Genomic DNA, 14,211 nt, shown 5'->3' on the forward strand with positions numbered 1-14,211 from the left:
GGCCCCTCCCCCGCGCCGATTCCCGAGGAGAGCCCCCGGACTCCCTGAAGCGGACTCCGCCGCTTCCTCCCCAAACGCCGGGCGGGGCAAGCGGGGGTATGGCCGGCGGGGGTCGCGGCGACTACTCGAACCCCTCGTGGAGTACGCAATCCGCGCCGAGCCCGGCCTCCGCCAGAAAGTGAGCCAGCGTCGTGCGCGGGTCCTGCTCCCCTATGGCAGTCAGGGCGTAACCCGGCCCCGGCGCGTTGTCGACTTCCCGGGCCAAGGCGGCCAGGATCCCGTTCTCCAGAGCGAAAGCAAACGTGAACCACGGCCCGAGGTCATCCAGGGATATCTCCTCACGCCCCCACCGCGAGACCAGCTGCTCGGTCGTCAGATCCAGTTGGGCCACATAATTCTGCGGCGTGCCACGAAACTCGGATTCATCGATTCTCCTCACGCCTGCCTGACCTCCATAACGCAAACCGGTGGGGATTCGCCCCGTTCCCGTAACGCCGGACGGGCCGGCCGGTCGACCCGTCGGCCTGTCGGCCCGTCCGGCGTTCGCGACCGGCGCGCCTAGTCCGTCAGGTTCACCGCGCGGGCCGACGCCGCACCGATCTCGTCGGCGATCTCCGCGAGCACCGGCAGCGGAATCGACTCGTCGACCGTCAGGGCGACCAGCGCCTCGCCGCCCTCCGTCGCCCGCGACACCTGCATGCCGGCGATGTTGATGCCCGCCTCGCCGAGGATGCGGCCGATGGTGCCGACGACGCCGGGGCGGTCGACGTAGCGGAGGAAGGCCATGTGGTCGGCGAGGGCGAGGTCGATGTCCTTCTCGCCCACCGCAACGATCTTCTGGAGGTGCTTGGGGCCGGCCAGGGTGCCGGAGATGGAGACCTCGTCGCCGCCCGACAGCGTGCCGCGGACGGTGACGACGTTGCGGTGCTCCGGGGACTCGGAGCCCGTCGTCAGGCGGACCTCGACGCCGCGCTCCTGCGCGAAGAGCGGCGCGTTCACGTAGGAGACCGTCTCGTCGACGATGTCCTCGAACACGCCCTTCAGGGCCGAGAGTTCGAGGACCTTGACGTCGTGCTGGGTGAGCTCGCCGTAGACCTCCACGTCGAGGCGGACCGCGACCTCGCCCGCCAGCGCCGTGAAGATGCGGCCGAGCTTCTCGGCCAGCGGCAGCGCCGGCTTGACGTCCTCGGCGATGACGCCGCCCTGGACGTTGACCGCGTCCGGCACCAGCTCGCCGGCGAGGGCCAGCCGCACCGACTTGGCGACGGAGATGCCCGCCTTCTCCTGCGCCTCGCCCGTGGAGGCGCCCAGGTGCGGGGTGGCCACGACGTTGTCGAACTCGAAGAGGGGCGAGTCCGTGCAGGGCTCGGACGCGTAGACGTCCAGGCCCGCGCCGGCGATCCGGCCCTCCTTCAGGGCCGCGGCGAGCGCGGTCTCGTCCACGATGCCGCCGCGCGCGGCGTTGACGATCCGCACCGACGGCTTGACCTTGCGCAGCGCCTCGTCGCCGATCAGGCCGAGCGTCTCGGGGGTCTTCGGGAGGTGGACGGTGATGAAGTCGGCCGTCTCCAGCAGCTCGTCGAGGGTGCAGAGGCGGACGCCCATCTGCGCGGCGCGGGCGGGCTGTACGTAGGGGTCGTAGGCGACGATCTTCATGCCGAAGGCGGCCATGCGCTGGGCGACGAGCACCCCGATGCGGCCCAGGCCGACGACACCGAGCGTCTTCTCGGACAGCTCCACGCCCGTGTACTTCGACCGCTTCCACTCGCCGTTCTTCAGCGCGGCGTTGGCCTGCGGGATGTTGCGGGCGGTGGCGATGAGGAGGCCGCAGGCGAGTTCGGCGGCGGTGGTGATGTTGGAGGTGGGGGCGTTGACGACCATCACGCCGGCCTTGGTGGCGGCGGAGACGTCCACGTTGTCGAGGCCGACGCCGGCGCGGGCGACGACCCGCAGCCGCTTGGCGGTGGCGATCGCCTCGGCGTCGATCTTGGTGGCGGAGCGTACGAGGACGGCGTCGACGTCCACGAGGGAGGCCAGCAGGTCGGCGCGGTCGGCGCCGTCGCAGTGCCGGATCTCGAAGTCCGGGCCGAGCGCGTCGACGGTGGCGGGCGAGAGTTCCTCGGCGATGAGTACGACGGGTTTGCGGGTCGAAGCAGTGCTCACGGGGTCCTCAGTCCTCACTGGTCCATGGGTGTCCCGGGCCGTGCCGTGGGGGGCACACGGGAACGACGGCCGTCCCGACGGCCGCAGGCGGTGAAGGGGCGCAGCCGCGTTGGAGACGCACGACGCTGTGAGCCTGACGCGCTTTCTTGCCGAGCAGTGTATCGGCGGACGGGCGGGCGTCCTGCTCCGTTTCGCAAGGATCACCCCGACGGGACCGGCCGCCGTGGACAAGCGTGTCCGGAGCGCCTGGTGGGGCCGTCTCGCGGCGGCCCCACCAGGAGGGGCTCACTGCTCGTCGTCGACCCAGCTCATCAGCTTGCGCAGCTTCTGGCCGGTGGTGGCGAGCAGGTGGTCCTCGTCGGCCTTCTTGTACTCGTTGTACTTCGGCAGGCCCGCCTTGTACTCCTTCATCCAGTTCTCGGCGAAGGTGCCGTCCTGGATCTCGGCGAGGACCTTCTTCATCTCGGCGCGGGTCTCGTCGGTGACGATGCGCGGGCCGGTGACGTAGTCGCCCCACTCGGCCGTCTCGGAGACGGACCAGCGCATCTTCTCCAGGCCGCCCTCGTACATCAGGTCCACGATCAGCTTCAGCTCGTGGAGGCACTCGAAGTAGGCGATCTCCGGCTGGTAGCCGGCCTCGACCAGGGTCTCGAAGCCCGCCTTGACCAGGGCGCTGGCGCCGCCGCAGAGCACGGCCTGCTCGCCGAAGAGGTCGGTCTCGGTCTCCTCGGTGAAGGTGGTCTTGATGACGCCGGCGCGGGTGCCACCGATGGCCTTGGCGTAGGAGAGGGCGAGCTCGAAGGCCTTGCCGGAGGCGTCCTGCTCGACGGCCGCGATGCACGGGACGCCGCGGCCCTCCTCGTACTGACGGCGCACCAGGTGGCCCGGGCCCTTGGGGGCGACCATGCAGACGTCGACGCCGGCCGGGGGCTTGATGAAGCCGAAGCGGATGTTGAAGCCGTGGCCGAAGAACAGCGCGTCGCCGTCCTTCAGGTGCTCCTTGACCGACTGCTCGTAGACCTCGGCCTGGACCGGGTCCGGGACGAGGATCATGATGACGTCGGCCTCGGCCGCCGCCTCGGCGGGGGTGACCACGCGCAGGCCCTGCTCCTCGGCCTTCTGCCGGGACTTGGAGCCCTCGTGCAGGCCCACGCGGACGTCGACGCCCGAGTCACGCAGCGACAGCGCGTGGGCGTGGCCCTGGCTGCCGTAGCCGAGGACCGCGACCTTGCGGCGCTGGATGATGGACAGGTCGGCGTCGTTGTCGTAGAACAGCTCGGCAGCCACGTGTGGTTTCTCCTTGAATGCGAGGTGTTGCGTCCCACCGTATGACGGCGGGAAGGGCGGATGTCGCCGGGTCCCGGTATCCGGACCCGGCGGGGGATCGGACCGGCGGGATCAGGCCGAGCGGTCCAGGGCCCGCAGGCTGCGGTCGGTGATCGAGCGGGCGCCGCGGCCGATGGCGATGGTGCCGGACTGCACCAGCTCCTTGATGCCGAACGGCTCCAGCATCTTGAGCATGGCGTTGAGCTTGTCGCTGCCGCCGGTGGCCTCGACGGTGACGGCCTCCGGGGAGACGTCCACCGTCTTGGCGCGGAACAGCTGGACGATCTCCGTGATCTGGGAGCGGGTCTCGTTGTCGGCGCGGACCTTCACCAGGACGAGCTGCCGCTTGACGGCCCCGGCGTCCTCCAGCTCGACGATCTTCAGCACGTTGACGAGCTTGTTGAGCTGCTTGGTGACCTGCTCCAGCGGCAGCGACTCGACGTTGACGACGATGGTGACGCGGGAGATGTCCGGGTGCTCGGTGACGCCGACGGCGAGCGAGTCGATGTTGAAGCCGCGGCGGGAGAACAGGGCGGCGATCCGGGCCAGGATGCCGGGGGTGTTCTCCACCAGGACGGAGAGCGTGTGCTTGGTCATGGTCGGTCTTCTCTCTCCTGGTGTCAGTCGTCGACGACGTCGCCGAAGTCGGGGCGGACCCCGCGGGCGGCGAGGATCCGGTCGTTGGAGGTGCCGGCCTCGACCATGGGCCAGACCATGGCGTCCTGGTGGACGATGAAGTCCACGACCACCGGCCGGTCGTTGATCGCGTTGGCCTGCTCGATGACGGCGTCCAGCTCGGCCGGGTCCTCGCAGCGCAGCCCCACGCAGCCCATGGCCTCGGCGAGCTTGACGAAGTCGGGGACGCGGGTGCCGGAGCAGGGCTGCTTGCCGTCGGCCTCGGGGCCGGAGTGCAGGACGGTGTTGGAGTAGCGCTCGTTGTAGAACAGGGCCTGCCATTGGCGGACCATGCCCAGGGAGCCGTTGTTGATGACGGCGACCTTGATCGGGACGTTGTTGAGGGCGCAGGTGACCAGTTCCTGATTGGTCATCTGGAAGCAGCCGTCCCCGTCGATCGCCCACACCGTGCGGTCGGGCATGCCGACCTTGGCGCCCATGGCGGCCGGCACGGCGTAGCCCATGGTGCCCGCGCCGCCCGAGTTGAGCCAGGTGGCGGGCTGCTCGTAGGTGATGAAGTGGGCGGCCCACATCTGGTGCTGGCCGACGCCCGCGGTGTAGACCGTGTTCTCCGGGGCGAGCTGCCCGATGCGCTGGATGACCTGCTGCGGGGAGAGGCTGCCGTCCTCGGGTCGGTCGTAGCCCAGCGGGTACGCCGAGCGCCACCGGTCGATCTCCGTCCACCAGGCGGCGTGGTCGCCGACGCGCCCGGCGGAGTGCTCGGCCTGGACGGCGACGATCAGGTCGGCCAGGACCTCCCGGGCGTCGCCGACGATGGGGACGTCCGCGGCGCGGTTCTTGCCGATCTCGGCGGGGTCGATGTCCGCGTGGACGATCTTGGCGTGCGGGGCGAAGGAGTCCAGCCGGCCGGTGACGCGGTCGTCGAAGCGGGCGCCCAGCGCGACGATCAGGTCGGCCTTCTGCAGGGCGGTGACGGCGGCGACCGAGCCGTGCATGCCCGGCATGCCGATGTGCTGCGGGTGGCTGTCGGGGAAGGCGCCGAGCGCCATCAGGGTGGTGGTCACGGGGGCGCCGGTCAGCTCGGCGAAGACCTTCAGCTCGGCGGTGGCCCGGGCCTTGAGCACCCCGCCGCCGACGTAGAGCACCGGCCGCCCGGCCTGCGTGATCAGCTTGGCGGCCTCGCGGATCTGTTTGGCGTGCGGCTTGGTGACGGGCCGGTAGCCGGGCAGGTCGGTGTGGGGCGGCCAGACGAACGTGGTGCGGGCCTGGAGGGCGTCCTTGGCGATGTCGACCAGGACCGGGCCGGGGCGGCCGGTGGAGGCGACGTGGAACGCCTCGGCGATGGTCCGCGGGATCTCCGCCGCGTCGGTGACCAGCCAGTTGTGCTTGGTGATCGGCATGGTGATGCCGCAGATGTCCGCTTCCTGGAAAGCGTCCGTGCCGATCGACTTGGACGACACCTGGCCGGTGATGGCCACCAGCGGGACGGAGTCCATGTGGGCGTCGGCGATGGGCGTGACCAGGTTGGTGGCGCCCGGCCCGGAGGTCGCCATGCAGACCCCGACCCGGCCGGTGGCCTGCGCGTATCCGGTGGCGGCGTGGCCGGCGCCCTGCTCGTGGCGGACGAGGATGTGCCGCACCTTCGAGGAGTCCATCATCGGGTCGTAGGCCGGGAGGATCGCGCCGCCGGGGATGCCGAACACGGTGTCGGCGCCCACCTCCTCCAGCGAGCGGATGAGCGACTGCGCGCCCGTGACGCCGGGCTCGACGATGGCGGGCTGATGCTGGGCCGCGCCGCCTCGGGTGCGCGGCTGCGGATGGGGTGCTCCGGTGGCCTGCTCGGACATCGACCTTCTCTTCTCGGAGATTCGTACTGCGGGGACGGACGCTTCGAGGGATGTGGTGCTTCGGCTGCTGGGACCGCTCGGCGGCCCGGGGGTCGGTTCGACTGCGGGGTTCGGCTGCTGGGTTCGGCTGCTGACGGTCGGTTCGGCTGCTGGGGCTGGTACGAGCTGCTTCGGACGGACGGCGGCGGGCTGCGGGAGCCGCCTCGGTGGGGCCGCTTCTTCGCGGCCCGGTCGGACGGTGGAGTCTCGGTCGGCGGTATCGATGCAACAAAAAACCCCTCGTGCCGTAAGGCAAGCGAGGGGAGCGCGCCGGTGTGGGTCAGCAGGCGGGGAACCACGGCCTGCTTCAGCCGACGCGCTGTCCAAGTACGAGAATTCGGGTGCGCATGGGACCGACCCTCTCCCTGTCACGGGCGAGGTGTCAAGTGGGTGGGATGGGCGTCTCACTATTTGAGCGCAATGGAGCATGGGCCAGGGCCCCCGCGCCCCCGGCCCGGAGCGCGGACGGCAACACCACGTTGACGGGCACCGGTCCGCCCAGGAGCAGCCGCTTCCCGCCGCCCGGCAGCCTGTTCGCCGGTGAGGGCAGCGGCCCGCCCGGGGTGGGGCCGCTCTCGCCGGCCGGCGCGTCGGCGGGGACGGGGTACTCGACGGGGACGGGGTAGCAGCCCCGGCCGAGCGCCTGCCGCAGCCGGTGCTCGTCGAGCGGCCCGGAGAACGCCAGGCCCTGGGCGTGGGTGCAGCCCATGGCGCGGAGCACGCGGGCCTGTTCGGGATCGTCCACGCCCTCGGCCACGGACTGCGTCCCGAGGTCGCCGGCGATCTTCAGCAGCCCCGCCGTGATCTTGCGGAGCCGGGCGGAGTCGGTCACGCCGTCGACGAGATCCCGGTCGAGCCGGAGGATGTCGACGGGCAGCCGCCGCAGGGCGCTCATCACCGCGTGACCGCTGCCGAAGCCGTCCAGGGCGATGCGGACCCCGAACCGGCGCAGCGAGACGAGCCGCCGCTCCAGCTCGTCCAGCGGGACGCGGGGTCCGACGCCGGTGAGCTCCAGCACCAGCCCGCCGACGGGCGTGCCGTGCCGCAGCAGCAGGGACTCGAAGTGCTTGGCCGGCAGCGCCCGGTCGACCAGGCGGGCGGCGGACAGCCGGACGTACACCGGCACCGCGTGGCCCGCGGCCCGGCGGCGCTCGGCCTGTTCGAGCGCCCGCTCCAGCGTCCAGCGGCCGAGCTCGGCGGTCCGGCCGCTCTCGTCCCCGCCCTCGCGGTCGGTGCCCGGCAGGAACTCCTCGGGCGGGAACAGGATGCCCTGCGGGGAGCGCCAGCGGGCCTGGGCGGCGACGGCGGTGACCCGTCCGGTGGCCAGCTCCACCACCGGCTGGTGGAGCAGCGCGAACTCCCCGTCGTTCAGGGCCGTGCGCCACCGGCTGGTGAGCTCCGCGCGGCGGACGACCTCGGCCTGGAGGTGGGGCGCGTACAGCTCGACGCGGCCCTTTCCGGCCTGCTTGGCCCGGTACATGGCCAGGTCGGCGTTGCGCATCAGGGTGCCGGGGGTGATGCCGGGCTCGGCGAAGGCGACGCCGATGCTGGCGGCCACCCGGACCTCGGTGCCGCCCTCCACCACGTAGGGCTGGGAGAGGGTGAGGCGCAGCCGGTCGGCGATCTCCAGGATGCGGTACTCGCGGGCCGCCGGGTCGCGGGTGCCGTCACCGATGATCAGCGCGGCGAACTCGTCGCCGCCGAACCGGGCGGTGCTGTCCCCGGCGCGGACGGACTCCTGGAGCCGGCGGGCGGCCTGCACCAGCAGCTCGTCCCCGGCCTGGTGGCCGACGGTGTCGTTGACGGCCTTGAAGCCGTCGAGGTCGATGAAGAGCACGGCCGTGCCCGGGTCGGTCACTCTGCGGCCGGCCAGGGCCTGCTGGACGCGCTTGGTGAACAGCGAGCGGTTGGGCAGGTCGGTGAGCGGGTCGTGCTCGGCGGTGTGCTGCAACTGGGCCTGGAGGCGCACCCGTTCCGTGACGTCGCGGCTGTTGAAGATGAGGCCGCCGTGGTGCCGCTTGACGGTGGACTCGACGTTCAGCCAGTCGCCGTCGCCGGAGCGGAAGCGGCACTCGATCCGGGTGGTGGGCTCGTCGGCGGGCGGCGCGGCCAGGAAGCGGCGCACCTCGTGGACGACCCGGCCCAGGTCCTCCGGATGGATGAGGGAGGCCAGCTCGGAGCCGACCAGCTCCTCCGCGTCCCGCCCGTAGACGCCGGCGGCGGCGGGGCTGACGTAGCGCAGTATGCCGGTCGGCGCGGCGATCATGATGACGTCGCTGGAACCCTGCACCAGGGAGCGGAAGTGGTTCTCCGCCTGCGCCAGTTCCTGGGTGAGGGAGATGTTGTCGAGCAGCATGATGCCCTGCCGGACGACCAGCGCCAGGACGACCGTGCAGCCCGTGAAGAGGACGACGCGGTCGACGTGGTGGCCGTCGAGGACGTTGTAGAGGATGCCCAGGGTGCAGACGGCCGCCGCCAGGTACGGCGTGAGGGCCGCGAGGGAGCCCGCGATGGGCCGGCCGGAGGACGGGACCTGACGGCCGGACGTGCCGGAGGCGCCGGACGCGCTCCCCTGCTCCCGCGTCACCCACGGGGCGTAGGCCATCAGCATGTAGCCCGCGAACCAGCCGGCGTCGAGGATCTGCCCGGAGCGGTAGTTCTCGCGCAGCAGCGGCGAGGTGAACAGGGCGTCGCACAGCACCGTCAGGGCGAGCGCGGCGATCGCCGTGTTGACGGCGGAGCGGTTGGCGGAGGAGCGCCGGAAGTGCAGCGCCAGCACCATGGAGACCAGCACGATGTCCAGCAGCGGGTACGCCAGGGACAGCGCGACGTGCGCCACCGTCTCGTCGGCGAAGTGCGCCGTGTGGGCGAGGGCCAGGCTCCAGGAGAGCGTCAGCAGCGAGCCGCCGATCAGCCAGGAGTCGAGCGCCAGGCAGAGCCAGCCGGCCCGGGTGACCGGGCGGCGGGCCAGCACCAGCAGGCCGATGATGGCGGGCGGCGCGAAGAGGAGGAAGGCGAAGTCGGCGGGCGAGGTGTTCGGGACGTGCTCCCCCAGCACGACCTCGTACCAGCCCCAGACCGCGTTCCCGAAGCCCGCCATGCCCGAGGAGACGGCGAAGAGCAGCCACGCGGGGCGGAAGCGGGTGGTACGGGTGCGCGCGTACCAGAAGCAGGAGACGGCGGCGAGGACCGCCGCCCCGCTGAGCCCGAAGTCGCCCATGGTCTTGGCGAGATGGGGCGAGCCCCAGCCGAACGCCGCGCCCGTGGCGTAGCCGCCGCAGACGAGGGCGAGCAGGAGCTGTGACACCACGCCCGACGCCCCGGCGGGCCGGCCACCCGGCCCCCCGGCCGGGGCCGCGTGCCGGGGCAGGGCGGCTCCCTGCGCGGTCACCGCTCCGCCGTCCCGAGCGGGGCCCGGAACGCCTCCGGGCCCGCCGTCCGCCGGGACCGCCGGATCAGGCCCGCCGTGCGGTGCGCCGGGCGGACCGGATGCCGCCGGGCCCGCCGCGGGTGAACGGGCCGCCACCGTGCCGACGGCGTGGTCCGCTGGTGCGTGAGCCGCGTCGGGTTGATCGTCCATTGGCCGTGCATCGCCCGTCGCCCCCCTTGAGTGCGGTACTTCGCTGCGCCCGTACGGTGCCCGGCGCAGCCCCCGGTCCGGACGATACACCAGACTGGTCACTCAGGGACATAGCTCATATACATAGCGTAACTAGCTACGGGATTATGGATACGCAGTGCAGCCAGACGGTATCTGTACGTGGCTTTAGATGGCAGTGGCTACGACGTTTCGCAGAGGCTCGTCCAGGACGAATCCGGCCAGTTGGCCGCGGAGCAGCGCCTCGGCGCGCGGCCGGAAGGCCGAGGACGGGCCGCCCACGTGCGGGGTGATCAGCGTGTGGGGGGCGCTCCACAGCGGGTGCCCCGGCGGCAGCGGCTCGGGGTCGGTGACGTCCAGCGCGGCGCGCAGCCGGCCGCTCTCCAGCTCGGCGAGCAGCGCCCCGGTGTCCACGACGGCCCCACGCGCCACGTTGACCAGCAGCGCCCCGTCCTTCATCCGGGCCAGGCGGGCGGCGTCGAACAGCCCCCGGGTCTCGTCGGTGAGCGGGGTCGCCACGATCACCACGTCGGCGTCCGGGAGGAGGTCCGGCAGATCGGTGACCGGGTGCACGGGACCGCGCTCCGTGGGGCGCGGGGAGCGCGCGACGCGCGCCACCCGCGCACACTCGAAGGGGGCGAGCCGGTCCTCGATGGCACGTCCGATCGAGCCGTACCCCACGATGAGGACCGACTTGTCGGCGAGCGCGGGGCGGAAGCCCTGCCGCCACTCCCCCGCGTCCTGCGCCCGGACGAAACCGGGGATGTCCCTGAGGGACGCCAGGGTCAGGGTGAGGGCCAGTTCGGCGGTGCTGGCGTCGTGCAGACCGCGCGCGTTGCACAGCACCGCCCCCGGCGGGAGCAGCGACAGCGCGGGGCGGAGGTGGTCGACGCCGGCCGTGAGGGCCTGGACGACCCGGACGCGGCGCATCAGGGGCAGCGGACGGAGACACACCTCGGGGGGTGCCAGCGCGCCGTCGATCTCGTAGGGGACCCCGTAGAAGGCGACCCGGGCCGGGTCGCTCGGGTAGTCGCCGGTGCCGTCCCAGTGCGCGTACTCCAGCCCCTCGGGCAGCCCGTCGAGCTCCTCGGGGCGGAACGGCAGCCAGGCCACGGGCCGGGCGCCGGACGAGGCCGGGGCCCGGGTGTCGGACGGGGCCTGGGGGCGGGCGTCGGACGGGTGCTCACCGCTGTGATCTGCGCTCATGCCGGGAGGTTATGCGACGGCGCCCCGGCGGCCCGCTGACGGCCGGGCGGTTGCCAAAGGTTAAGTTGGACGCGCGCCGATCAGGAGGGAACGGGAGGGATACGGCCGGTGGAGCGCAGGACAATCGGTGCGACGGCGCTCGAAGTGGGGGCGATCGGCCTCGGGTGCATGCCCATGCACTGGGCCTACACCGCCTCCCAGCAGAGCGGCGAGACCGCGCTCCGGACCGTGCACGCCGCCCTCGACGCCGGGGCCAGCCTGCTCGACACGGCCGACATGTACGGCCCGTTCACCAACGAGCTGCTCTTGGGACGGGTGTTGCGGGAGAGACGCTCCGAGGCGTTCGTGTCGACCAAGTGCGGGCTGCTGGTGGGCGAGCAGCACATCGTCGCCAACGGGCGCCCGGGCTATGTGAAACGCGCCTGCGACGCGTCGCTGCGCCGACTGCAGACCGACGTCATAGACCTCTACCAGCTGCACCGGCCCGACCCCGAAGTGCCCGTCGAGGAGACCTGGGGCGCGATGGCCGAGCTCGTCGCCGCGGGGAAGGTACGCGCCCTGGGCTGGTGCGCCATCGGCGCCCGTACGCACCGGCGCGCCCGGGGCGGCCTCTACGACGGCACGATCCGGCAGTTGGAGCGCGTCCAGCAGGTCTTCCCGGTCAGCTGCGTCCAGGCCGAACTCTCCGTCTGGTCCCGGGAGGCCCTCGACGCCCTCGCGCCCTGGTGCGCGTCGCGCGGTGTGGGCCTGCTCGCCGCGATGCCCCTGGGGAACGGTTTCCTCAGCGGTACCCTCACCCCCGGCCAGGGCTTCGAACCCGAGGACATCCGGGCCCGCCACCCCCGCTTCACCGCCGAGATGATGGCCGCCAACCAGCCCATCGTCGCCGGCCTCCGCCGCGTCGCCGACCGCCACGGCGCGACCGCCGCCCAGATCGCCCTGGCGTGGGTGCTGGCCCAGGGGCGGCACGTGATACCGGTGCCGGGGACGAAGAAGGCGCACTGGGCGGTGGAGAACGCGGCCGCGGCGGAACTGCGGCTGTCGGAGAAGGACTTGGAGGAGATAGGGGAGCTGCCGAGGGCGCTGGGGTCGTGGTACTGAAGGGCACCCAACCAGCCCGTCCGGCGTTTGAGGACAGCGCGCGCAGCGCGCTTCGGGGGGTGCGGGGGCACAGCCCCCCCGAGAAACGGTGAAAGGGCGGGGCCGGGGCTCTACCCTCGCGGCCCGGCCGCGATCACCGCGTCCAGCACCCCCCGCGCGGCCCGCAGATCGTCGATGGCCGCGGTGATCCGCGTCCGCTCGCCCCGCAGTTCGGCGACGAGATCCGGGCAGATCGGCACCATCCGCGATCCGTCACCCTCCAGACAGGGCAGCATCCTGGCGATCACGGCGGTCGTGAGCCCGGCGGCGAGCAGCCCACGAATCCGTCCGACGGTGACGACGTCGTCCTCGGAGTAGACGCGATACCCGCTGGGCAGCCGCTCGGGCGCGAGCAGCCCCTGGTCCTCGTAGTACCGCAGCAGGCGTTCGCTGACGCCGGTGCGGCGCACCATGTCTTTCATGCGCATGCCCGGTGCAGCGCCGCGCCCCGGCCCGGGCATTCCCGCCGGGGCGGCGGCCGTCACCAGTGCCGGCCGACGGAGACGTCCGCCAGGTGCGGGGACGACAGGTGTCCCACCTCGTACCGCTCCGTCGCCTCCTCGTCCTCCGGAACCTCGTGCTCCCACAGCACGAACCGCAGCAGCGCCCAGTGGCGCGGGTCGACGGCCAGCGCCGCGGTGTGCACGCCCGCGCGTCCGGCGGCCTGGGCGAGCCGGGCCGTCTCCTCGGCCACGAGGGCGGTGAGGGCGCCCGGGTCCTCGGCGGCGGGCAGCGGGGTGACGCGGCGGGAGGCGGCGCGGGGGGTCGTGCCGCGAGCGGGTCCGGCGTGGCAGGCGACGCCCGTCCAGTGGTGGACGGCGGGGCGGCCGAAGTCGGCGATGATGCCCTGGAAGCCGCCTCCCCCGACGAGGAACTCGGCCATCGCCCCGCCGTCCCGCCAGAGGTAGAAGGGCGCGTACTGGTTGACGGGCGAGCCGCCATGGCCGCGTTCGCGGATCAGGTACGCCTTGAGGCCGAGGCCCGCCCGGTCGTCGAGGGCGTGGCCGCGGGTGGCCACGCGGTCGCGGATGATCCCCATGTCGTAGTCGGCGGGGAGGGTGATCTCGTACTGCATCGCGTACACGAGGTCGCTCTTTCTCGTGGGGAAGTCGATTGAGTCAGGGAGCCGGTCGGGGGCCGGTCGCGGAACGGGGGTCTCCGGTGCGCGGGCTCAGGCGCGCGGCGGTCCCGCCGCGTACGCCGCGTCGCTCACGGGTTGGCCCCGCTCGGCCGCCATCCCGTCCTCGGCCACTTCCTGGACGGCGAGGTGGGTCATGGAGGTGTCGGGGCCGGCGCCGTGCCAGTGCCATTCGCCGGCGCCGACGCGGACGGTGTCCCCGGCGCGGATCGTCCGCACCGGGCCCCCGGCGCACTGGACGCGGCCAGTGCCCGCGGTGACGTGGAGGAGCTGGCCCAGCGGGTGGCGGTGCCAGACGGTCCGGGCGCCGGGCGCGAAGTGGACGCTGTCCATGCGCAGGCGCGAGGGCGCGGCGGGGGCCGCAAGTTCGTCCACCCACACGTCGCCGGTGACCCAGTCCGCGGCGGCGCGCGCGCTCGCGGACGGCGGGGGAAGAACCGGTTCCCCGGGAACCGCCGGGCTCGCCGGGCGGCTCACCGGGCGTGGGCTTCCAGCAGCCCGAGCACGCCCGCCACCGCCTGCCGGAACGGTTCGTCGGAGTCGGCGGCGCGGGCCAGGACGTAACCGCCCTGGAGGACGGCGACGATCGTGGACGCCGTCGTGGCGGGGTCGAGGGCCGCGTCCAGCTCGCCGCTGTCGCGGCCTTCGGCGAGGAGGCCGGCGAGCCGGTCGCGGAGCCAGGCGAACGTCTCGTCCACCGGCCGCCGGAGCTCCGGGTCGGCGACGACGTCCGGGTCCTGGGTGAGCCGGCCCACCGGGCAGCCCTTGAGCACCTCGCGCTCGCGCAGCAGGTAGGCGGAGATCCGTTCCAGTACCGTCCCGGGACCGGAGAACTGCCGCTCGGCCAGCGCCCGCATCTCCTCGGCCGTCCTGCGGATCGCCGCGAGGGCGAGGTCGGGCTTGCCGCTGAAGTGGTGGTACATGCTGCCCTGCCCGGCCCCGGCCCGCTGCTGGATGGCCTTGGGGCTGGTGCCCACGTAGCCGCGCTCCCAGAGCAGGGCGCGGGTGCTCTCGATGAGGCGTTCCGAGGTGTCCATGATCGGACTGTACATACCAGTAGGTACAGAGGCAAGGCACGGACGGACAGCCCGGGGATCGCACAACCGTGTGCTTACACT

12 protein-coding genes are annotated in these 14,211 nt (G+C 72.6%); 1 reads left to right on the forward strand and 11 read right to left on the reverse strand.

Annotated elements, in window-relative coordinates:
- Positions 1-121 precede the first annotated feature (121 nt).
- The 7 genes from ACSNOK_RS09660 to ACSNOK_RS09690 all read right to left on the reverse strand — a co-directional run bounded on the left by ACSNOK_RS09660 (position 122) and on the right by ACSNOK_RS09690 (position 10,815).
- Positions 122-439, reverse strand: a complete 318-nt coding sequence (locus tag ACSNOK_RS09660; RefSeq protein ID WP_436780187.1) for a hypothetical protein — start codon at positions 437-439, stop codon at positions 122-124.
- A gap of 119 nt (positions 440-558) precedes the next feature.
- Entirely contained in the window at positions 559-2,163 is a 1,605-nt protein-coding gene (gene serA, locus ACSNOK_RS09665; RefSeq protein ID WP_436780188.1) for a phosphoglycerate dehydrogenase, read from the reverse strand.
- Positions 2,164-2,448: 285 nt separating this feature from the next.
- Entirely contained in the window at positions 2,449-3,450 is a 1,002-nt protein-coding gene (ilvC, locus tag ACSNOK_RS09670) for a ketol-acid reductoisomerase (RefSeq protein ID WP_436780189.1), read from the reverse strand.
- 111 nt (positions 3,451-3,561) lie between these two features.
- Positions 3,562-4,086: an acetolactate synthase small subunit gene (gene ilvN / locus ACSNOK_RS09675; RefSeq protein ID WP_436780190.1), complete on the reverse strand. Its 525-nt coding sequence runs from the start codon at positions 4,084-4,086 to the stop codon at positions 3,562-3,564.
- A gap of 23 nt (positions 4,087-4,109) precedes the next feature.
- On the reverse strand, positions 4,110-5,972 hold the full coding sequence (locus ACSNOK_RS09680; RefSeq protein ID WP_436780191.1) for an acetolactate synthase large subunit: 1,863 nt from the start codon (positions 5,970-5,972) through the stop codon (positions 4,110-4,112).
- Between the two features lie 421 nt (positions 5,973-6,393).
- A complete protein-coding gene (locus tag ACSNOK_RS09685; RefSeq protein WP_436780192.1) occupies positions 6,394-9,402 on the reverse strand; it encodes a putative bifunctional diguanylate cyclase/phosphodiesterase in 3,009 nt (1,002 codons plus the stop codon).
- Positions 9,403-9,777: 375 nt separating this feature from the next.
- Complete coding sequence (locus ACSNOK_RS09690; protein WP_436780193.1) at positions 9,778-10,815, reverse strand: 2-hydroxyacid dehydrogenase; 1,038 nt, start codon at positions 10,813-10,815, stop codon at positions 9,778-9,780.
- A 108-nt stretch (positions 10,816-10,923) separates the two neighbouring features.
- Between ACSNOK_RS09690 and ACSNOK_RS09695 the strand changes: the two genes are divergently transcribed.
- On the forward strand, positions 10,924-11,916 hold the full coding sequence (locus tag ACSNOK_RS09695; protein WP_436780194.1) for an aldo/keto reductase: 993 nt from the start codon (positions 10,924-10,926) through the stop codon (positions 11,914-11,916).
- A gap of 110 nt (positions 11,917-12,026) precedes the next feature.
- On the opposite strand, the gene ACSNOK_RS09700 is transcribed toward ACSNOK_RS09695, so the two are convergent.
- The 4 genes from ACSNOK_RS09700 to ACSNOK_RS09715 form a co-directional block, all read right to left on the reverse strand.
- The gene (locus tag ACSNOK_RS09700) at positions 12,027-12,383 is read right to left on the reverse strand and encodes a MerR family transcriptional regulator (RefSeq protein ID WP_436780195.1); all 357 of its coding nucleotides are present in this window, start codon (positions 12,381-12,383) and stop codon (positions 12,027-12,029) included.
- A gap of 53 nt (positions 12,384-12,436) precedes the next feature.
- Positions 12,437-13,039, reverse strand: a complete 603-nt coding sequence (locus ACSNOK_RS09705) for a DUF4865 family protein (protein WP_436780196.1) — start codon at positions 13,037-13,039, stop codon at positions 12,437-12,439.
- Between the two features lie 87 nt (positions 13,040-13,126).
- Entirely contained in the window at positions 13,127-13,570 is a 444-nt protein-coding gene (locus ACSNOK_RS09710) for a (R)-mandelonitrile lyase (protein ID WP_436780197.1), read from the reverse strand.
- Entirely contained in the window at positions 13,567-14,130 is a 564-nt protein-coding gene (locus ACSNOK_RS09715; RefSeq protein ID WP_436780198.1) for a TetR/AcrR family transcriptional regulator, read from the reverse strand. Before ACSNOK_RS09715 ends, ACSNOK_RS09710 begins: the two co-directional genes overlap by 4 nt.
- Between the last annotated feature and the right edge of the window lie 81 nt (positions 14,131-14,211).

This window comes from Streptomyces sp. URMC 126, from assembly GCF_051386555.1.
Classification (GTDB): Bacteria; Actinomycetota; Actinomycetes; order Streptomycetales; family Streptomycetaceae; genus Streptomyces.

Coding starts and splice junctions, on each gene's coding strand:
- ACSNOK_RS09690 (WP_436780193.1), bottom strand. CDS start 10,815: ATGAGCGCAGATCACAGCGGTGAGCACCCGTCCGACGCCCGCCCCCAG.
- ilvN (WP_436780190.1), bottom strand. CDS start 4,086: ATGACCAAGCACACGCTCTCCGTCCTGGTGGAGAACACCCCCGGCATC.
- ACSNOK_RS09715 (WP_436780198.1), bottom strand. CDS start 14,130: ATGGACACCTCGGAACGCCTCATCGAGAGCACCCGCGCCCTGCTCTGG.
- ACSNOK_RS09700 (WP_436780195.1), bottom strand. CDS start 12,383: ATGCGCATGAAAGACATGGTGCGCCGCACCGGCGTCAGCGAACGCCTG.
- ACSNOK_RS09680 (WP_436780191.1), bottom strand. CDS start 5,972: ATGTCCGAGCAGGCCACCGGAGCACCCCATCCGCAGCCGCGCACCCGA.